Annotated in this window: 15 protein-coding genes and 1 pseudogene; 9 read left to right on the top strand and 7 right to left on the bottom strand. The window is 69.9% G+C overall.

The genetic code is table 11. The features are described 5' to 3' along the window. Positions 1–47 precede the first annotated feature (47 nt). The 3 genes and pseudogenes from ACFQZQ_RS07240 to ACFQZQ_RS07250 all read right to left on the bottom strand — a co-directional run. The gene (locus ACFQZQ_RS07240) at positions 48–1,781 is read right to left on the bottom strand and encodes a proline--tRNA ligase (protein WP_386812087.1); all 1,734 of its coding nucleotides are present in this window, start codon (positions 1,779–1,781) and stop codon (positions 48–50) included. Between the two features lie 67 nt (positions 1,782–1,848). Continuing rightward, entirely contained in the window at positions 1,849–2,136 is a 288-nt protein-coding gene (locus tag ACFQZQ_RS07245; RefSeq protein WP_386812088.1) for a DUF4124 domain-containing protein, read from the bottom strand. 249 nt (positions 2,137–2,385) lie between these two features. Continuing rightward, a pseudogene (locus tag ACFQZQ_RS07250) lies at positions 2,386–2,595 on the bottom strand (DUF4124 domain-containing protein); the annotation flags it as partial. 86 nt (positions 2,596–2,681) lie between these two features. Between ACFQZQ_RS07250 and pssA the strand changes: the two are divergent. The 4 genes from pssA to ACFQZQ_RS07270 all read left to right on the top strand — a co-directional run bounded on the left by pssA (position 2,682) and on the right by ACFQZQ_RS07270 (position 4,802). After that, a complete protein-coding gene (gene pssA / locus ACFQZQ_RS07255; protein WP_386812089.1) occupies positions 2,682–3,449 on the top strand; it encodes a CDP-diacylglycerol--serine O-phosphatidyltransferase in 768 nt (255 codons plus the stop codon). Positions 3,450–3,520: 71 nt separating this feature from the next. Beyond that, positions 3,521–3,796 carry a hypothetical protein gene (locus ACFQZQ_RS07260; RefSeq protein WP_386812565.1) on the top strand — a complete coding sequence of 92 codons (276 nt, stop codon included), beginning with the start codon at positions 3,521–3,523 and terminating at the stop codon, positions 3,794–3,796. After that, positions 3,793–4,299 (top strand): ribosomal protein S18-alanine N-acetyltransferase, encoded by a 507-nt coding sequence (gene rimI / locus ACFQZQ_RS07265; RefSeq protein WP_386812090.1) that lies wholly within the window; start codon positions 3,793–3,795, stop codon positions 4,297–4,299. Before ACFQZQ_RS07260 ends, rimI begins: the two co-directional genes overlap by 4 nt. Positions 4,300–4,349: 50 nt before the next feature. After that, positions 4,350–4,802: a hypothetical protein gene (locus tag ACFQZQ_RS07270; RefSeq protein ID WP_386812091.1), complete on the top strand. Its 453-nt coding sequence runs from the start codon at positions 4,350–4,352 to the stop codon at positions 4,800–4,802. 172 nt (positions 4,803–4,974) lie between these two features. Here the strand turns inward: ACFQZQ_RS07270 and ACFQZQ_RS07275 are convergent, their stop codons facing one another. The 3 genes from ACFQZQ_RS07275 to ACFQZQ_RS07285 form a co-directional block, all read right to left on the bottom strand. Further along, on the bottom strand, positions 4,975–7,965 hold the full coding sequence (locus tag ACFQZQ_RS07275; protein WP_386812092.1) for a valine--tRNA ligase: 2,991 nt from the start codon (positions 7,963–7,965) through the stop codon (positions 4,975–4,977). A gap of 213 nt (positions 7,966–8,178) precedes the next feature. Continuing rightward, complete coding sequence (locus tag ACFQZQ_RS07280; protein ID WP_386812093.1) at positions 8,179–8,601, bottom strand: DNA polymerase III subunit chi; 423 nt, start codon at positions 8,599–8,601, stop codon at positions 8,179–8,181. A 4-nt stretch (positions 8,602–8,605) separates the two neighbouring features. Next, positions 8,606–10,096 (bottom strand): leucyl aminopeptidase, encoded by a 1,491-nt coding sequence (locus tag ACFQZQ_RS07285; protein WP_386812094.1) that lies wholly within the window; start codon positions 10,094–10,096, stop codon positions 8,606–8,608. A 133-nt stretch (positions 10,097–10,229) separates the two neighbouring features. Here ACFQZQ_RS07285 and lptF point away from each other — a divergent pair, with 133 nt between their 5' ends. Together lptF and lptG are read left to right on the top strand one after the other, a co-directional pair. Beyond that, the gene (gene lptF, locus ACFQZQ_RS07290; protein ID WP_386812095.1) at positions 10,230–11,324 is read left to right on the top strand and encodes an LPS export ABC transporter permease LptF; all 1,095 of its coding nucleotides are present in this window, start codon (positions 10,230–10,232) and stop codon (positions 11,322–11,324) included. Between the two features lie 45 nt (positions 11,325–11,369). Further along, complete coding sequence (gene lptG / locus ACFQZQ_RS07295) at positions 11,370–12,470, top strand: LPS export ABC transporter permease LptG (protein ID WP_386812096.1); 1,101 nt, start codon at positions 11,370–11,372, stop codon at positions 12,468–12,470. A gap of 505 nt (positions 12,471–12,975) precedes the next feature. Here the strand turns inward: lptG and ACFQZQ_RS07300 are convergent. After that, on the bottom strand, positions 12,976–13,437 hold the full coding sequence (locus tag ACFQZQ_RS07300) for an RDD family protein (protein WP_386812097.1): 462 nt from the start codon (positions 13,435–13,437) through the stop codon (positions 12,976–12,978). Positions 13,438–13,538: 101 nt separating this feature from the next. Here ACFQZQ_RS07300 and xerD point away from each other — a divergent pair, with 101 nt between their 5' ends. The 3 genes from xerD to purL all read left to right on the top strand — a co-directional run bounded on the left by xerD (position 13,539) and on the right by purL (position 20,138). Further along, a complete protein-coding gene (xerD, locus tag ACFQZQ_RS07305; protein ID WP_386812566.1) occupies positions 13,539–14,453 on the top strand; it encodes a site-specific tyrosine recombinase XerD in 915 nt (304 codons plus the stop codon). A 682-nt stretch (positions 14,454–15,135) separates the two neighbouring features. Beyond that, entirely contained in the window at positions 15,136–15,978 is an 843-nt protein-coding gene (locus ACFQZQ_RS07310) for a thioredoxin fold domain-containing protein (RefSeq protein WP_386812098.1), read from the top strand. A gap of 185 nt (positions 15,979–16,163) precedes the next feature. After that, on the top strand, positions 16,164–20,138 hold the full coding sequence (purL, locus tag ACFQZQ_RS07315; protein WP_386812099.1) for a phosphoribosylformylglycinamidine synthase: 3,975 nt from the start codon (positions 16,164–16,166) through the stop codon (positions 20,136–20,138). The last annotated feature ends 137 nt before the right edge of the window (positions 20,139–20,275 follow it).

Below are 20,275 nucleotides of genomic sequence, written 5' to 3' on the forward strand. Positions count from 1 at the left end.
ATTTCCGCAGTTATCGCGACAAGCGCCGTCGGGGGTTTCCGCGGCGGTTATCCGGCCACGCCCAACCGCGCCAGCAACGCGCTGCGGTCGAGGTTTTCGGCCTCCTCGGCGCGGCGATGGCGATACTCGAAGCTGCCCGACGCCAGGCCGCGCTCGGATACCACCACCCGGTGTGGGATGCCAATCAGCTCGATATCGGCAAACATCGCACCCGGGCGCAGGCCGCGGTCGTCGAGCGCGGTTTCCACGCCGGCGGCATTGAGTTCCCGGTACAGCGCCTCGGCCGCCTCGGCCACGGCCGGGTCCTTCTTCGGGTTGATCACGCACACCACCGCCTGCCACGGCGCCATCGCCTCCGGCCAGGCGATGCCGTTGGCGTCGAAGTTCTGCTCGATCGCGGCGGCCACGATCCGCGACACGCCGATGCCGTAACAGCCCATCGCCGGGGTCGCGGCCTTGCCGTTGTCGTCGAGCACCGTGCACTTCATCGCCTCGGCGTACTTGCGGCCGAGCTGGAACACATGCCCGACCTCGATGCCGCGGGCGATGGCGAGGGTGCCGCGGCCGTCGGGCGACGGGTCGCCGGCGACCACGTTGCGGATGTCGGCGACGGTGTCCGGCTCGGGCAGGTCGCGGCCCCAGTTGACGCCGGCCAGGTGGTAGCCGGTCTCGTTGGCACCGACCACGAAATCGGCCATCGCCGCGACGCTGCGGTCGGCGACGATGCGGATCGCGTTCTTTGGCGCCACCGGGCCGAGGAAGCCCGGTTCGCTGCCGAGGTGTTCGGCGATCTCGGCCTCGGTCGCGAGGCGGTAATCGCCCAAGCCCGGCAGCTTGGCCAGCTTGATCTCGTTGACGGCATGGTCGCCGCGCACCAGCGCCAGCCCGAACTGCGGCTTGGCATCCGCGTCGACACCCATCAGCGCAACCGACTTCACCGTGCGCTCAAGAGCAATGCCCATCAGCGCGGCGACCTCCTCGCAGGTCTTCTGGGTCGGCGTGTCGATCTGGTGCATCGCCTCGGTCGCGGCCGGGCGTTCGCCCGGCGCCACGGCTTCCGCCGCTTCCAGGTTGGCCGCGTAGCCCGATCCATCCGAGTCATCCTCGATGCAGTACGCGATCGCGTCCTCGCCCGAGTCGGCGAGCACGTGGAACTCCTGCGAGGCGTCGCCGCCGATCGCGCCGCTGTCGGCCTGCACCGCGCGGAACTTCAGCCCGAGGCGGGTGAAGATGCGGCTGTAGGTGTCGTGCATGTTGCGGTACTCGCGCACCAGGTCCGCGTCGCTGATGTGGAACGAGTAGGCGTCCTTCATCAGGAATTCGCGCGCGCGCATCACCCCGAAGCGCGGGCGGATCTCGTCGCGGAACTTGGTCTGGATCTGGTAGAAGTTCACCGGAAGCTGCTTGTAGCTGGCCAGTTCGTTGCGCGCGAAGTCGGTGATGACCTCCTCGTGCGTGGGGCCGTAGCAGTACTCGGCGTCCTTGCGGTCCTTGATCTTGAGCAGCTGGCCGCCGAATTTCTGCCAGCGCCCGGTCTCCTCCCACAACTCGCGCGGCTGCACCGACGGCATCAGCACCTCGATCGCGCCGGCGGCGTCCATCTCCTCGCGCACCGCGCGCTCGACCTTGCGCAGCACCCGCAGCCCCAGCGGCGACCAGGTGTACAGGCCGGCGGCGAGCTTGCGGATCATGCCGGCCTTGAGCATCAGCTTGTGGCTGATGACCTCGGCGTCGGCGGGGGTTTCCTTGCTGGTGTGGAGGTGGAACTGCGACAGGCGCATCGGCGGGGCTTCTTGCGAGGGAAGCGGCCATTTTGCCGTGCACGGGGCGTCGGCGCGAACCTGCGGACTATTCGCGGTCGCCGTGGACCTCGATGCCCTCGCGCGGCTCCACCGCGATGCGCTCGACCGGATGTCCGGCATCGCGCCCCTGCGGCGGTCGTGAAGTTACGTGCACGACCCCGGCGCGGTCGCGCCAGCGGTACAGCACGGGGCGTGCGTCCTGCGCCTGGGCGCTTCGCGCGGCGGCTGCGCGGGCCTGCTTGCGCTGCGCCTGCGCGGGGGCGTCGCGCGCCACCCACCACGCCAGGCCACCCCCGAGCACGATGCCGCCGACGATCGCCCAAGCCAGCCTCACGCGCTCGCGCCGCGGTCAGTTCGCGCCGCTGGACGCCGGTTCGCTGGCGAGCGCGACCTCGCAATAGGTCTTGACGCCAGCCTCGGCCAACTGGGTGCGGTTGGCGCGTTCGGTTGCGGTGAGGGTGCGGTCGGGCTTGCCGTCCTTGTTCTCGTCGATGCCGACCGGGGCGGTGCCCTGCAGCAGCTTGAGGTTGCTGCGCGCGTTGCTGCAGTCGGCGTTGGCGACCACCGGCTTGGCGGCGACCTGGACCGCGGCGGTGCCCTTGGGGGTGATCGCGCGGCTCTTGTGCGCCTGGTTCGGCGGCGGCGAGTCCGAGTAGTGGGTCACGCCCTTGGCGTCCTTCCACTGGTAGACCTCGCCGGCGACGGCGGGCAGGGCGAGCGCCAGTCCGAGCGCGGCCAGCACGGTGGCGGTAAGCGGCGCCGGGGCGTTCGGGGTGCGGGGTGTGCGGCTCATGGATCGGCTCCGGAACAGCGGGTGCGGGACGGGGGAAGCCGATTGCAGCACCCTGCCGGGGCGCAGGCAAGCGCTACACTTCCGAAATGGAATCAACGCCAAACCCCCGCCCGCGCGGACGCGGGATCTACCTGCTGCCCAACCTGTTCACCACCGGCGGCCTGTTCGCCGGGTTCTACGCCATCATCGCCGCCACCCAGGGGCATTTCGACGACGCCTGCATCGCGGTGTTCGTGGCCGCGATCCTCGACGGCGTCGACGGCCGGGTCGCCCGGCTGACCAACACCCAGAGCGAATTCGGCGTCCAGTACGACTCGCTGGCCGACCTGATCAGCTTCGGCCTGGCGCCGTCGCTGGTGATGTTCCACTGGGCGCTGGCGTCGATGAAGCTCGACGGGGTGACGCCGGGCAAGATCGGCTGGATCGGCGCGTTCCTGTACGCCGCGTGCGCGGCGTTGCGGCTGGCGCGCTTCAACTCGCAGGTCGGGCAGGTCGACAAGCGCTGGTTCATCGGCCTGGCCAGCCCGGCCGCGGCCGGGCTGGTGGCCAGCTTCGTGTGGACCTGCGTCGATTTCGGCTATCAGGGCGAGCCGCTGCGCTACGCGGCGCTGGCGGTGACCGTGGTCGCGGCGCTGCTGATGGTCAGCCGCCTGCGCTACTTCAGTTTCAAGGGCGGGCCGCGCAACGACCGGGTGCCGTTCCTGGCGATCGTCGTGGTGCTGGCGGCGCTGGTCGGGATCGCGATCTACCCGCCGGGCGTGCTGCTGGTGATCACCGGCGGTTACGCGCTGTCGGGCCCGGGTTACTGGGCGTACCGGCGCCTGCGCAAGTTGCCGGCCGAGGTCGGCGCGTGATCGCCGCCGCCGCCGCGTCGGCTGCCAGCGGCTCGCCGTGGAGCGCCGAGCAGTGCGAGTGGCTGCAGGCAATGGGGCACGACGTGCTGGTGCTCGCGCCGCGGCATAGCCCGCCCGCGGCTGCGGTGGCGGCGGCCGAAATACCATCGGCCACGTCCGCGGAACCGAAGGCGCCGAGCCCGGACCACGCGCTGCTGCGCGCGCTGGCGCGCGCCGCCGGAAGACGCGACCCCGCCGACGTGGCTGCGCTGGTGCCGGACCCGGTGGCATTGCGCGGCAACCCGGCGGCCAAGCGCGCGCTGTGGCCGCGGCTGCGCGCGCTGCGCCGAAGGGCGGCGCCGGCATGAGCGCCCGCGCGTCCGATGCCGGCAGCCCGCGCGCCAAGGTCGACCCGGCCACGACCGCGCTGCGGCCGATGCGCGAGGACGACCTGCCGACGATCCAGGCGATCGAGGACCGTGCCTACCCGTTCCCGTGGACGATCGGCATCTTCCGTGACTGCCTGCGCGCGGACTACCCGGCGTGGGTGCTGCACCGCGACGGCGCCATCGTCGGCTACTTCCTGATGAGCCTGGGCGCCGGCGAGGCGCACGTGCTCAACGTCTGCGTCGCGCCCGAGCACCAGGGATGCGGCCACGGCCGCCGCCTGCTGCGCAGCATCCTGCAGCTGGCGCGCGCGCGCGGCGCGCAGCGGGTGTTCCTGGAAGTGCGCCCGTCCAACACCGGCGCGATCAAGCTGTACTTCGACGAAGGCTTCAACGAGATCGGCCGCCGCCCGCGCTACTACCCGGCCAAGGACAGCCGCGAGGACGCACTGGTGATGGCGATCGAGCTGCTGCCGCCGGAGTGACCACAGCGACACCGGAGCAAGGCCCAGTGCAGCACAACAGACGGATTTGGGTGGCAACCGCGTTGGTGGCTGCATTGAGTACGGTGTCCGCGGCCGCCGCCGAATCCGGGGCCGTGGTGCCGGTGCTGTGGGAGTCGCCGGGATGCAGGCATGAAAAGCTCGGCCCGCTCGTAGTCCAGACCGGAGAGCGGGTTAGCGAGATCACCCAGGACGAGCGGGTGCCGACCGTGCGCTACCAACGCGCTGTGGTGCGTCTGGCGGATGCAGCGGCGGCGAAGGGCGCCAACGCGGTGGTGTTGCGCCAGCACCAGGCCGTCTACTTCACCCGGCTGGGGCGGAAAAGCCAGGACCCGGTTTTCATCAAGTTGGATGGCGCCGCGATCCGGCTGCCGGCCGATGCCAGCCACTGCATGTTGGTCGCCGCCGATGTGGCGGAGTTGGAGCGAAGGGCGCGCACCGGGAAACCGGTGAACGTGTCGTCGCGGCACGCCTACGGCGAGTGAGCGTGTAGGCGCCGAGCCGAAACGTGTGAGGCCCTTGTTCGCCAGTGGGACTGCTTCGGGGCGTAGAACTTATAGGGCGGGTTTCAACCCGCCGTAGCCGGTGACCATCTCCGGATCCGCCCGTAGACGCGCGCGATCAGGCGCGATGGCGGGTTGAAACCCGCCCTACGGTTCACCCGAGCTTCGCGCGTTGCGCCGCCAAGCCTTCGCGCTGCACGTTCCAGTCGAACAGGCGCTGGCGCTCCTGTTCGACCACCGCCGGCGGGGCGTTCTGCACGAAGGTCTCGCTGGCGAGCTTGCCGGTGCACTTGGCGATCTCGCCCTCGACGCGCTTGAGCTCCTTGTCCAGGCGCGCGCGTTCGGCGCCCAGGTCGACCAGGCCCTGCAGCGGTACCAGCAGCTTGAGCTCGCCGACCATCGCGGCGGCACTCGCCGGTGCCTCACCCGCATCGGCGAGGAACGCGATCGACTCGAGCTTGTTGAGGAAGCGCAGCTGCGAGTCGAAGCGCTCCACGCGTGCGCGGTCGGCGGCATGGCCGTCGGCGAGCAGCAAGGTGACCAGCTTGGCCGGCGCGACGTTGAGCTCGCTGCGCAGCTGGCGCAGCTTGGACACCATCGCTTTCAGCCATTCGATATCGGCCTCGGCGCCCGACGCGTCGCTGTCGCCGACATCGCCCGCCTGCGGATACGGGCGCAGCATGACCGTCGTCTCGGCGATGCCCAGCTTCGGCGCGACCGCCTGCCACAGCTCCTCGGTCACGAACGGGATCAGCGGGTGCAGCAGCGACAGCAGGCGTTCGAGCACGTACAGCAGGGTGTGGCGGGTGCTCTGCGCCGCGATCGCGTCGTCGCCGTTGAGCGCCGGCTTGGCCAGTTCGAGGAACCAGTCGCAGAAGCTGTTCCAGGCGAACTCGTACAGCGACTGCGCGAGCAGGTCGAAACGGTACGCGGCGAAGTGGGTCGCCGCTTCGGCGGCGGTCTTGTCGAGTTGCGCGAGAATCCAGCGCTCGGCCTCCGTCTTCGGCTGCGGCACACCGCTGAAGCTGGCGGTCCGGCCCACCGGCGTAGCCGTTGGGCGTTCGTCGGGGCGCGAGCCAGTGGCTCGCGAGCGCCCCTCCTCACCCTCGGTGTTCATCAGCACGAAGCGCGTGGCGTTCCACAGCTTGTTGCAGAAGTTCTTGTAGCCTTCGGCGCGGCCCATGTCGAAGCGGATGTCGCGGCCGTGGGTGGCCAGCGCGGCGATGGTGAAGCGCAGCGCGTCGGCGCCGAACGCCGGGATGCCCTCGGGGAATTCGCGGCGGGTGGCCTTCTCGATCTTCGGCGCGTCGGTGGGCTTCATCAGCCCGGTGGTGCGCTTGGCGACCAGTGCATCGAGCGAGATGCCGTCGATGAGGTCGAGCGGGTCGATGATGTTGCCCTTCGACTTGGACATCTTCTGGCCGTCCTTGTCGCGGACCAGGCCGGTGATGTAGACGTCCTTGAACGGCACCTGGCCGGTGAAGTGGTCGGTCATCATGATCATCCGGGCGACCCAGAAGAAGATGATGTCGAAGCCGGTGACCAGCACCGACGACGGCACGAACGTGTCGAAGCCGCGCTGCTGCATCGCCTCCGCGTTCGGCCAGCCCATCGTGCTGAACGGCCACAGCGCCGAGGAGAACCAGGTCTCCAGCACGTCGTTGTCCTGCGACAACGCCACGTCGCTGGCGAGCGAGTGCTTGGCGCGAACTTCGGCCTCGTCGCGGCCGACGTAGACCTTGCCGGTGGCGTCGTACCACGCCGGAATGCGGTGGCCCCACCAGAGCTGGCGGCTGATGCACCAGTCCTGGATGTTCTCCATCCAGTGGCGGTAGGTGTTGATCCAGTTCGCGGGCACGAAGTTGATCTCGCCCGGCTTGCCATCGATGCCGCCGGCCAATTCCAGGCCGCGTGCGGCGAGGCCCTCCATCTGCACGAACCACTGGTCGGTCAAGTACGGCTCGATCGCCTGGCCGCTGCGGTCGCCGCGCGGCACCTGCAGCTTGTGCGGCTTGGTCTCGACCAGCAGGCCGGCGGCTTCGAGCGTGGCGAGCACGACCTTGCGCGCTTCGTAGCGGTCGAGGCCGTGGTACTCGGCCGGGATATTGACCAGCGCGTTGGCATCGTGAATCGCGGCGCCGGGTGCGCCCGTCTGCGCCGAGGACGCGGCGCCATTGACGGTCGTGTCGGCATGGACGCGCCCGACCACCTTGGCATCCGGTGTAAAGATGTTGATCAGGCCGCGGTTGGGCAGCGCGTCGAACACGCCGGTGTTCACGTGCCGCTGCCACACCTGGTAATCGTTGAAGTCGTGCGCCGGGGTGACCTTGACCACGCCGGTACCGAACTCGCGATCGACGTAGGCATCGGCGATCACCGGGATCCGGCGGCCGGTCAAAGGCAGGGTGACTGTCTGCCCGACCAGGTGCGCGTAGCGCTCGTCGTCCGGGTGCACCATCACCGCCGCGTCGCCGAGCATCGTCTCCGGACGCGTGGTCGCGACCACCAACGAACCGTTGCCATCGGACAGCGGGTAGGAGATCGACCAGAGGAAGCCGTCCTCCTCTTCGTTGACCACTTCCAGGTCCGAGATCGCAGTCTTCAGCACCGGGTCCCAGTTGACCAAGCGCTGGCCGCGATAGATCAGGCCCTGCTCGTGCAGCTTCACGAACGCCTCGACCACCGCGTCGGCGGCCATCGGGTCCATCGTGAACACGCTGCGGCTCCAGTCGCCCGAGGTGCCCAGGCGACGCATCTGCCGTTCGATGGTGTCGCCCGAATGCTGCTTCCAGTCCCAGACCTTGGCGATGAAGCCATCGCGGCCGAGCGAGTCGCGGGTCTCGCCGTTGCCTTCCAGCGCGAGGTTGCGCGCCACCACCATCTCGGTGGCGATGCCGGCGTGGTCGGTGCCCATTTGCCACAGCGTGTCGTAGCCGCGCATGCGGTGGTAGCGCACCAGCGCGTCCTGCAGCGTGTGCTGGAAGGCGTGGCCCATGTGCAGGGTGCCGGTGACGTTCGGCGGCGGCAGCAGGATGCTGTACGGCTCGCCCTTGCCGCTGGGCTGGAACACGCCGCTGCTTTCCCACTGCTGGTACAGGCGGGTCTCGAACTGGGTGGGGTCGTAGCTGGGGGAGAGCGTGATCATGGCGGCGTCTGGTTGTTCAGCTGATGCTCGTCATTCCCGCGAAGGCGGGAATCCAGTGACGTTGGTTCTTGCCTTAGCTCTTTCGGGTTGCCAGGAGGAACAAGCGAAAGTCACTGGATTCCCGCCTTCGCGGGAATAACGAGCAAGAACAACTTCAGTATGGATTCCAGCAGCCGCGGGCACGACGAGCGTGGGAGTTGGTGTTCTTCCGCGTTACATGTCGTGCTTTTTCACATCGAAACCACGCGCCTGGTACTGCTTCCAGCGTTCGCGCAGCGGGCCGCGCGCGCCGTCGTCGGCGGGCACGACTTCCAGCACGCGGTCGAAGCCGTCGCCGACCGCCGCGTCGCGCAGGTTGATCACCAGCGCGCGCATCGGCGTGTCGGTGTCCGGGGTTGCGATCAGCACCGGTGCGAGCTCGTCCTCGTCGTCACCGGCGATCTGGTGGGCGATGTAGGCGTCCGGGTCGAACGACCACAGCAGGTCATCGAGTTGTTCGGCCTGCTGCGCGTCGCGCGCCAGCACCAGCGTCGGCAGGTCGGCGTCGTGCGCCTTGCGCGCCAGCTCGCAGACCAGCAGCAGCGGTTCCTCGCGGAACCGCGGCTTCTGGATCAGGTAGAAATCGGCGCGCGGCACGGGGTCAGGCGGCGCGGTCGGCGGCGCGATCAACCAGCCACTGGCTGAGCAATCCGACCGGTCGCCCGGTCGCCATGCCGCGCTTGCCTTCATCGTTGGCGACGCCGGCGATGTCCAGGTGGGCCCAGCGCTGGCCTTCGACGAAGCGCGCCAGGAAGCAGCCGGCGGTGATCGCGCCGGCCCAGCGGCCGCCGATGTTGTAGACGTCGGCGAAGGTCGACTCGAGCTGGGTCTGGTACTCGTCCCACAGCGGCAGGCGCCAGCCGCGGTCGAACACGTGTTCGCCGGCGCTGAGCAGTTCGTCGGCGAGGTCGTCGTCCTTGCTCATGATGCCGCTGGCGTACTTGCCCAGCGCGACCACGCACGCGCCAGTGAGCGTCGCCACGTCGAGCAGCGCCGCCGGCTCGAAGCGCTGCGCGTAGGTCAGCGCGTCGCACAGGATCAGGCGGCCCTCGGCGTCGGTGTTGCCGACCTCGATGGTCTTGCCGGACATGCTGGTGATGACGTCGGACGGCCGGTAGCTATCGGCGTCGGGCATGTTCTCGACCGCCGGCACGATCACCACCAGGTTGACCGGCAGCTGCATGCCGACCGCGGCCACGAACGTGCCCATGACGTTGGCGGCGCCGCACATGTCGTACTTCATCTCCTCGATGCCGCCGGCGGTCTTGAGGTTGATGCCGCCGGTGTCGAAGGTGATGCCCTTGCCGACCAGCACGTAGGGCTTGGCGGCGCCACCGTTGTTGTACTTGAGCACGATCAGCTCGGGCGGGTTGGCCGAGCCGCGCGACACCGCGAGCAGCGAGCCCATGCCGAGCTCCTGCATCTGCGCGCGGTCGAGCACCTCGCAGTCGGTCTTGTCGAAGCGGGCCGCGAACTCCTGCGCCTGCTGCGCGAGGTAAGCGGGGTTGCAGATGTTCGGCGGCAGGTTGCCCAGTTCGCGCGCGAACTTCACGCCGGCGGCGATCGCCTGGCCGTGGGCGAGGGCGGTAGTGTCGCTGCCGGTGAAGCTGAGCTTGCGCAGCCCCGGCTCGTCCTTCTTCTTGGCCTTGTCGCCCAGGGTCGCGGTGTAGCGGTAGCAGGCGTGATCGGCGGCGATCGCGGCCTGGCGAATCGCCCAGCCCGCATCGCGGCCGGTGACCGGCACTTCCGACAGGGTGAACAACGCATGCGCGACCGGACCGACCTTGAGCGCGCGCGCGGCGTCGCCGGCGGCCTTGATGTACTGCGGCACGCCGAACTTGCCGGCATCGCCCAGCCCGACCACCAGCACGCGCGGCGCGGTGACGCCGGGCAGGTCGTGCACGATCGCGGTCTTGCCGGTCTTGCCGCTGACGTCGCCGCGCTCGAGCAGCGCGCGCAGGCGGCCGCCGCTGGCTTCATCCAGTGCGGACGCGGCAGGCGTCAGGCTGCGGTCGGCAAAGGCACCTACCACGATGCAATCGGCGGCGACGGCGGCGGGTGCGTCGTGGTTCAGGTCGAATTCGAGGGTCATGCAACAGATTCCCAACAGATAAAGAGTGGACGCTTTCCGTACAATCCGGCGGTTCAGGCGGTTGGATGGAAGCCCTGCAGCCGCCTGCTCCACGCCGTCGAACGAACCCCCGAGTCTAAAGCAGCGCCCCCCGATGCCCAAGCTTGACCGCTACCTGTTCGGTGAATTCGCCCAATCGACCTTCGCCGCCCTGGTGGTGCTGCTGATCGTCTGCGTGGGCGGCGCCTTCACCGACGTGCTGACCGACATCACCCGCGGCCGGGTGCCGGCCGGGATGATGCTGTCGCAGCTGGGCCTGGTGCTGCTCAACTGGCTGCCGCTGATCCTGCCGCTGGCGCTGATGCTGGGGATGATGCTGGCGGTCGGCCGGCTGTACCGCGATTCGGAAATGCCGGTGATCGCCTCGATCGGTGTTGGCCCGCGGCGCATGCTCAAGCCGCTGCTGATGGTGGTGGTGCCGGTGGTGGCGGTGGTCGCGCTGTGCTCGCTGTGGCTGGGGCCCTGGGCCGAGCGGGTCTCGCGGCAGATGATCAACGAGGCCAACCGCAACCTGCTGGTCGCCGGGCTGGAGCCGGGCCGCTTCACCTCGATCGGCAAGGGCGGGGTGGTGTTCGTGGGCAACATGTCCAACGACGGCAGCCGTTTCAGCCGGGTGTTCGTGTACCGGCAATCCGACGACAGCCTCGACGTCACCACTTCCAACAACGGCCAGCTCACCGTCGGCGACGACGGCCAGCGCTACCTGGTGCTCAACGATGGCTTCGAGGTCCAGGGCCCGCGCACCGAAGGCCGCAACTTCAAGCTGCTGCGCTATGCCCGCAACGAGGTGCTGATGCCGGCCGGCGAGAAGAAGTACGACCCCAACGACCCGGAAACGCTGCCGACCACCAGCTTGTTGGCCGATCCCCGGCGCGAGGCCAACGCCCAGCTTCACTACCGGCTGGCACCGCCGCTACTGACCCTGGCGTTCGCGCTGATGGCGGTGCCGCTGGCGCGCAGCACCCCGCGCCAGGCGCGCTACGGCCGCATGCTGATGGGCTTCCTGGCCTACCTGGTGGGCATGAACCTGATGCTGGTCGGCACCGGCTGGCTGGAAACCGGCAAGCTGGCCCCGGCCCTGGGGCTGTGGTGGCTGGTGCTGCCGCTGCTGCTTGGCGCGGCGGTCCTGTACCTGACCGATGGCCGCATGCGCCGCGCGCGCGGCTTGCCCAAGGCGGCGCGCGCATGATCCGCGCCGCCGCGGCGCCAGGAGCTTGCCGATGAAGCTGGTCCTATGAAACCTTTCCCCAAGATCCACGACCTCTACGTCGGCAAGGTGGTGCTCGGCACCGTGCTGCTGACCTGGACGGTGCTGCTCGGACTGGACGTAATGCTGGCGGTGGTCGGCGAGTTCGGCGACGTCGGCAAGGGCGACTACGGCTTCGCCCAGGCGCTGATGTACATCGCCTACCAGGTGCCGCGCCGCGCCTACCAGCTGTTCCCGACCGCGGCGGTGATCGGCACCTTGATGGCGCTGGGCCAGCTGGCAGCGACCTCGGAACTGACCGCGCTGCGCGCGGTCGGGCTGTCGCGGCGGCGGCTGAGCATCGCCGTGGCCGGCGCGCTGGCGGTGCTAACCCTGGTGATGGTGATCAGCGGCGAGACCGTCGGGCCGATGGGCGAGCGCCGTGCCAACGCGCTCAAGGCCTCGGCCAAGTCGCAGAACATGATCGTCGCCCAGTACTCGGGCCTGTGGGCGCGCGAGGGCGACGTGATCCTCAACGCGCAGGGTGGGCAGGAACGCGACAACGGCAGTGACCGCTGGCTCGAGCTGCGCGACGTGCGCATGTACGAGTTCGCCGACGATGGCCGGCTGCAGTCGCTGGCGCTGGCCAAGGTCGCCGAGCACCGCCCCGGCGGCTGGTTGCTGCGCGACGTCACCCGCACCACGTTCGGGCCCAAGTCGGCCACCCAGGTGCACGTCGCGCAGGAGCGCTGGGCCTCGCAGCTGGATGCGGCCGCGCTGACCGCCGGCAGCGACCGACCGCGCTACTTGGCTTCGCGCGAGCTGCACAGCGCGATCACCTACCGCAAGCGCAACGGCCTGGAGTCCAGCGAGTTCGAGGAGCACTACTGGGAGCGCTGGTTCTACCCGCTCAACGTGCTGGCGCTGTGCCTGGCGGCGATCCCGTTCGCGTTCGGCACCCTGCGCAGCGGCGGGCTGGGCAAGCGCTTGTTCATCGGCATTGTCTTTGCGCTCGGCTTCTGGCTGCTGCAGACCCAGTTCGTGAAGCTGGCCGGGGTGTTCAAGTTCGACTACCGCGTCGCCTACCTGCTGCCGACGCTGATCATGCTGGGCGTGTCGATGTTCCTCTTCAAGCGGCGCTCGGGGTGAGCTGAGGCCGCTTGCACGGCATTGCCGTGCGGCCTGAAGCGAACGCCCGGCGCGCTGCGCCGGGCCGGGGTTCGTAGGATGGGTTGAGCGCAGCGATCCCAATCGCGCGGGTTGATTGGGTTCGACAGGCGAGCAGGATCAAGAGCTTTCGCACGCTGCGCGCGCGAGTCACTTTTGTCTCGGCAAAAGTAACCAAAACCGCTGGCCCCGGACGCTCGCCGCGAGCGATAAAGCTGCTCCCGGTTCCCTGCGCTCCTCGAACAAAGGGTACGGCGCCCAAACTCGCTGCGCTCAAACAAGGGCGCCTTTTCCCCCTTTGCCCTCCGGTGCGGACTTCGGCACATCCATGTGCCTCACCCGCTTCGCGGGCGCCTGCGGCGGTCCAAATCTTTCCAGACGATTTGTCTGGCGAGCTCTACGGCGCGGGCAGAGCAAAGGCTTCAGGCAACGGCAAATCTGGCGGTCATTCCGAAAGCAGTGAGGAACCTGCTGTTCGCGAGGTGATTCAGCCTTGCTTCGGCTCCCGCCTCATCCGCGTACCACTAACGCGGTCGTGCCAAGTCAGCCGTTCGCGGTCCAGCCACGCCCACCAGAAACCCAAGCCACCCAGCAGCAGCGATGCGCTGCCGAACACGTAGCGCAGCCCCAGCGCGCGCCACGTCGGCGCCGCGCCATCGATTCCGACTACGCGCAGGCGCCACGGCCGCATCCCCAGGGTCTGCCCACCGCGGCGCCAGCTCAGCGTGGCGTAGGCGCCGGTCAGCGCCCAGCACAGCGCCCACAGCAGCCATTGCAGCGCACTGAACGGCGCCAGAGGCTGGTTGTGGTGCGCGACCAGGAACGCCGCCGCCACCGCCATCCACAGCGCCGCCGCGGGCCACAGGTCGTAGAACAGCGCGAGCAGGCGCCAGCCGATCAGCGCGGCCGGCGGGTTCGATGCGTCGATGTGGGTGTCGTTCGATGCCATCGCAAAAGGATAGTCGCTAAGCTGCGGCGGTGACTTCGAACGCGTCCTCCCGCGCCAGTGCCAACCCGCGCCGCACGCCCGCCGAACGCCGCACGCAGGCGATGGCGATGCCGCCGACGCCGGACGCCGATGCGCTCGCGATCGAGCGCTTCCTCGACGCGCTGTGGGCCGAACACGGTCTGGCCCGGCCCACGCTGGACAGCTACCGACGCGACCTGCAGGGCTTCGCCCGCTGGCGCGCCGGCCGGCACGGCGGCTTGCCGGCCGCCGATCGCGCGGCGCTGTTCGACTACCTCGCCTGGCGCACCCACGAAGGCTATTCGCCGCGCAGCAACGCGCGCCTGCTGTCGGCGCTGCGCGCGTTCTTCGCCCAGGCGGTGCGCCGTGGCGAGCGCGGCGACGATCCCACCGCCTTGCTCGATCCGCCGAAGCTGCCGCGTTCGCTGCCCAAGGCGCTGACCGAAACCCAGATCGAGGCGCTACTGGCCGCCCCGCAGGTCGACACGCCGGAAGGCCTGCGTGATCGCGCGATGCTGGAGCTGATGTACGCCGCCGGCCTGCGCGTAAGCGAACTGGTCAACCTGCCCGCGACCGCGCTCAACCTGCGCCAGGGCGTGCTGCGGGTGACGGGCAAGGGCGGCAAGGAGCGGCTGGTGCCGCTGGGCGAGGAAGCCCAGCACTGGCTGGAGCGCTACCTCGCGCAGGCGCGGCCGCAGCTAGCGGCCGGGCGCGCGCGGGCACCGTTGTTCCTCGTCGCCAGCGCCACCGCGCCGAGCCGGCAGCAGTTCTGGGTGCTGGTGAAGCGCTACGGCGCGATGGCCGGGATCGAGCCGGGCAAGATCAGCCCGCACGGCCTGCGCCACAGCTTCGCCACCCACCTGCTCAACCACGGCGCCGACCTGCGCGCGCTGCAGATGCTGCTCGGCCACAGCTCGCTGTCGACCACCCAGATCTACACCCTGGTGGCGCGCGAACAGCTCAAGCAGCTGCACGCCAGACATCATCCGAGGGGGTGAGCGGACGCGTTTGCGAGCCGCAGGCTCGCGCGGCCGCGAACGCCCGGCCATGGATGGCCGGGCCGGGCGATCCGAAGCTAGTAAAGTTGCGCCATGGATGGCAGCGAGAAGCCCAAAAATGCGTCGCGTTTGCGAGCCGCAGGCTCGCGCGGCCGCGAACGCCCGGCCATGGATGGCCGGGCCGGGCGATCCGAGCTAGTGAGGTTCCGCCATGGATGGCGACGAGCCCCTCAAAGAAGCGTCGCGCTTGCGAGCCGCAGGCTCGCGCGTCCGCGAACGCCCGGCCATGGATGGCCGGCCCGGGCGATCCGAAGCTAGTGAAGTCGCGCCATGGATGGCAGAGAGAAGCCCCAAAAATGCGTCGCGCTTGCGCGGCACTGCGGCGCGGTCTGCCGAACGCCCGGCCATGGGTGAGCCCAAGGTGTTTGCGAGGCATCGCCTCGCGCCTTGGGTGAACGCCCTGCGCGCTGCGCAGGGCCGGAAAGCCGGGCCGGGCGATCCGAGCCAGTGGGACTGCGCCATGGATGGCAGTGAGGCCCCAAAGAAACGTCGCTGGCTCGCTCATCCGGGGAACACCGCAGCACCCTGCGCTCAGGCCCCGGCAAGGCGGCCCATGCCACAATCGCCAGAACCACTGCCCCAGCCGGCAGTCCAAGCAGTCGTCTCCCGCATGGATCTCTTGATGAAGCGCATCCTTTTCGCCGCGCTCGGCGCGATCAGCCTGTCTGCCTGCGCCCAGGCCCCGTCGTCGGGGAGCCTCGCCAAGCCCGGTGCCGCCGCGGCGACCGCCAGCACGACGGCCGCCGCGCCGGCGCCCCAGGCCGGCACCCCCGACGCCCGCGCGCTCGCGGCGATCCGCGTGCTCAACCCGCAGGTCAAGGTCGATCGCGTCGGCGCGGCGCCGCTGCCGGGCTTCCGCGAGGCCCTGGTCGGTGGCCAGGTGGTGTACGTCAGCGACGATGGCAAGTACCTGTTCCTGCCCGGCGCCGGCGGCGCGTTGTTCGATGTCGGCGCGAAGAAGAACCTCAGCGAGGGCGCGCTGGCGACGATGCGCCAGCAGCTGCTGAAGACGATCCCGGCCAGCGAGCGCATCGTGTTCGCGCCGCCGAACCCGAAGCACACCGTCACCATCTTCACCGACGTGGAGTGCGGCTACTGCCGCAAGCTGCACAGCGAGATCGGCGAGTACAACCGGCAGGGCATCGCGGTCGAGTACCTCGCGTTCCCGCGCATGGGCATCGGCAGCGAGGATCACAGGAAGATGGTCTCGATCTGGTGCGCCAGCGACCGCAAGAAGGCGCTGACCGACGCCAAGGCCGAGCGCACGATCGCCAGCCGCGACTGCAAGAACACCGTCAACATGCAGTACGACGTCGGTCAACGCGCCGGCCTGACCGGCACCCCGATGATTCTGGCCGCCGACGGCACCCAGCTCGGCGGCTACGTGCCGCCGGCCGCGCTGCGCGCGCGCCTGGACGAGATGGCCGCGCCCACGCCGGTCGCACCGGTTGCCGCCGGGGGCTGAGCGTCGAAGCACGTGGGGCCGGGCTTGCCCGGCGCCACGGCAACAAGCCGGACGTGGGCGTTGCGTGGACCTGAGCCGGGCAAGCCTGGCTCTACAAAGTCCGAAGGTCTCGCCGTAGCCTGCAAGGCACCGCGGAACGGCCGGTTGCTACAATCTGCGGCCCGATGCCGCACGGTCCACCGGACATGATCGTCCTCGAGGGCGCCCCCGCCCTGTCTTCGTTCCGCCGCGAACGGCTCCAAGCCCGCCTGCAAGCCCTCCATCCCGAACTGCGCCTGATCGACGCCTGGCCGGTCTACTGGGTCGAACCCGAGGCCGGCGCGACGCCCGACGACGCGACCCTGCGCCGCATCCTGCAGGCGCAACCGGCGGCCGCCCCGCGCGCCGCCGGCGCGGTCTCGCGCTACGTCACCCCGCGCCTGGGCACGCTGTCGCCGTGGGCGAGCAAGGCCACCGAGCTGCTGCACGGCGCCGCGCTGCCGGTGAAGCGCGTCGAGCGCGGCACCCGCTACGACCTGGCCGGCTGGCCCACCGACGCGGCCACCCAGGGCGCGTTGGCGAAGGTGCTGCACGACCCGATGACCCAGTCGCTGCTCGACGCGCGCGACGACGCGGCCGCGCTGTTCGCGGTGCCCGCGCGCGGCGAACTCGAACGCATTCCGCTGGCCGAACTCGAGGCCGCCAACGCGCGCCTCGGCCTGGCCCTGGCCGACGACGAGATCGCCTACCTGCGCGAGCGCTACGCCGCGCTGGGCCGCGAGCCGGCCGACGTCGAGCTGATGATGTTCGCGCAGGCCAACTCCGAGCACTGCCGGCACAAGATCTTCAACGCGTCGTGGACGCTCGACGGCCGCGAGCAACAGCTGCGCGAGACCCAAACCCGTGAACAGCCGGCCTCGCTGTTCAAGATGATCAAGCACACCCACGCGATCACGCCCGAGAACACCCTGTCGGCGTACAGCGACAACGCCGCGGTCGTGGCCGGCTACCCGACCCGGCGCTTCCGCCCGGACCCGGCCAGCGGCGGCTACCGCGCCGAGGACACGGTGGACTCGGCGTTCTGCATCAAGGTCGAGACCCACAACCACCCGACCGCGATCGCGCCGTTCCCCGGTGCGAGCACCGGCAACGGCGGCGAGATCCGCGACGAGGGCGCGACCGGCCGCGGCGGCAAGCCCAAGGCCGGCCTGTGCGGCTTCTCGGTCTCGCACCTGCGCATCCCGACGCTGCCGCAGCCGTGGGAGGCTGAGCGCGCGCTCAACCCGCGCATGGCACCGGCGCTGGAGATCATGCTCGATGGCCCGATTGGCGCGGCTGCGTTCAACAACGAATTCGGCCGCCCCAACCTGGCAGGCTACTTCCGCGCGTTCGAACTCGACGAAGGCACGCACACGCGCGCCTATGACAAGCCGATCATGCTCGCCGGCGGCCTGGGCGCGATCGACCGGGTGCAGGTCGCCAAGCTCGGCCTGAAGCCCGGCCACGCGGTGATCGTGCTCGGCGGGCCGTCGATGCTGATCGGCCTGGGCGGTGGCGCGGCCAGTTCGGTCGCGTCGGGCGACAGCCACGAGGCCCTCGACTTCGCCAGCGTGCAGCGCGACAACCCGGAGATGGAGCGCCGCTGCCAGGAAGTGATCGACCGCTGCGTCGCGCTGGGCGCGCGCAACCCGATCGACAGCGCGCACGACGTCGGCGCCGGCGGCTTGTCGAACGCGATTCCGGAACTGCTGCACGACTCTTCGCTCGGCGGCGTGATCGACTTGGCCCAGGTGCCCAGCGATGACCCGTCGCTGTCGCCGATGCAGCTGTGGTGCAACGAATCGCAGGAGCGTTACGTGCTCGGCCTGCCGGCCGACCGCGTCGCCGAGTTCGCGGCGATCTGCGAGCGCGAGCGCTGCCCGTTCGCGGTGGTGGGGTACGCAACGGCCGAGGAACACCTGGTCGTCGGTTACGGCGCCACGGTCGACAACGCCCGCGACGCCGGTCGCGATTGGCCGATTAACCTGCCGATGGATGTGCTGTTCGGCAAGGCGCCGAAGATGCACCGCGACACCCGCCGCCCGCCGCCCGCGCCGTGGCCGGCGCTGCAGTGGGACGGACTGGACCTGCACGACGCCGCGTTGCGCGTGCTCGCGCACCCGACCGTTGCCTGCAAGAACTTCCTGGTCACGATCGGCGACCGCACGGTCGGCGGCCTGACCGCGCGCGACCAGATGATCGGCCCCTGGCAGCTGCCGCTGGCCGATTGCGCGATCACGCTGTCGGGATTCGACGGATTCGTCGGCGAGGCGATGGCGATCGGCGAACGCACGCCGCTGGCGCTGCTCGACGCGGCCGCGTCGGCGCGCATGGCGGTCGGCGAGGCGATCACCAACCTGTGCGCCGCGCCGGTGGAAGCGCTCAACCGCATCAAGCTGTCGGCCAACTGGATGGCCGCGGCCGGGCACCCGGGCGAGGACGCGCTGCTGTTCGACGCGGTCAAGGCGGTCGGCATGGCGCTGTGCCCGGAGCTGGAGCTCAGCATCCCGGTCGGCAAGGATTCGCTGTCGATGCAGGCGCAGTGGAGTGTCGACGGGACGCCGGAAAAATCCGTATCGCCGGTATCGCTGATCGTCAGCGCGTTCGCGCCGGTGGTCGACGTGCGCGAACAACTCACCCCGCTGCTGTCGCGCGACGGCGAGACCGAGCTGTGGTTGATCGGCTTGGGCGCGGGCAAGCAGCGCCTGGGCGGCTCGGTGCTCGCGCAGTGCCACCCGCACGCGGCGGACCGCAATGGCGGCGGCGCGGACGCCACGCTGCCCGCGTTCGCCGGGCCGGCGCAGGACCGCGGCGATGGCGGCGTGCCCGACCTCGACGACCCGCACCGCCTGCGCGATTTCTTCGAGTTGGTCCGCGACGCGCGCGAAGCCAGGCTGCTGCTCGCCTACCACGACCGCTCCGACGGCGGCGCGTTCGCGACGCTGTGCGAGATGGCGTTCTGCTCGCGGCTGGGCCTGGACATCAGCCTCGACGGCTGGGGCGAGGATCCGTTCCGCACCCTGTTCAACGAGGAGCTCGGGGCGGTCGTGCAGATCGCGTGCGAGGACCGCGCCGAGTTCGCCGACCTGGTCGCGCGCCACGGCCTGATCGATTGCGCGCAGCGCATCGCCAAGCCGACCACCGCGCCGGCGATCCGCGTGCGCGACGACGGCAACACCCTGGTCGAATGGCCCTGGGACGAGCTGTTCGACGCGTGGTGGTCGACCAGCCACGCGCTGCAGAAGCTGCGCGACAACCCCGAGTGCGCCGACGAGGAACGCGCAATCGCGCGCGACTTCAACGCGCCGGGGCTGAAGCCGAAGCTGGCGTTCGATCCGAAGGACGATATCGCCGCGCCGTTTATCAACCTCGGTGCGCGGCCCAAGGTCGCGATCCTGCGCGAGCAGGGCGTCAACGGCCAGATCGAGATGGCCGCGGCGTTCGACCGCGCCGGCTTCGAGGCGTTCGACGTGCACATGAGCGACCTGATCGCCGGGCGCGTCGCGCTCGACGGCTTCAAGGGTTTCGCCGCGTGTGGCGGCTTCAGCTACGGCGACGTGCTCGGCGCCGGCCGTGGCTGGGCGACCTCGATCCTCGAGCGCAGCGCGCTGCGCGACGCGTTCGCGGCATTCTTCGCGCGCCCCGACACGTTCTCGCTGGGGGTGTGCAACGGCTGCCAGATGCTCGCCCAGCTCAAGCCGATCATTCCCGGCGCCGCGCACTGGCCGCGCTTCCTGCGCAACCGCAGCGAGCAGTTCGAGGCGCGCCTGGGGCTGCTGGAGGTGGTCGAGACGCCGTCGCTGTTCTTCCGCGGCATGGCCGGCTCGCGGATTCCGGTCGCGGTCGCGCACGGCGAGGGCCGTGCCAGCTTCGACGGCGATGGCAGCGATCCCTCCGCCGCGCGCGTGGCGCTGCGCTATATCGATGGCGACGGCCAGGTCGCGACCCGCTACCCGGCCAACCCGAACGGCTCGCCCGCCGGCATCGCCGGCCTGACCAGCGACGACGGCCGCGCGACGATCCTGATGCCCCACCCCGAGCGGACCCTGCGCAGCGTCAACCTGAGCTGGGCACCGCGCGAGTGGGGCGAGGATTCGCCGTGGCTGCGGATGTTCCGCAACGCGCGGGTGTTCGTGGGCTGAGCTGCGCATGCAGTCCCGGTGCAGACGGACCTGCGCCGGCCGGCGAATCCGTCGCTGACTGAACCCCGCGTCCGCGCCGGCGGCGAAGCGCCGTTTCAAACTGCTAAAGTCGGAAGATCACGGCTTTGGAGCGCGGT

Source organism: Lysobacter koreensis (assembly GCF_042677045.1).
Taxonomy (GTDB): domain Bacteria; phylum Pseudomonadota; class Gammaproteobacteria; order Xanthomonadales; family Xanthomonadaceae; genus Lysobacter_K; species Lysobacter_K koreensis.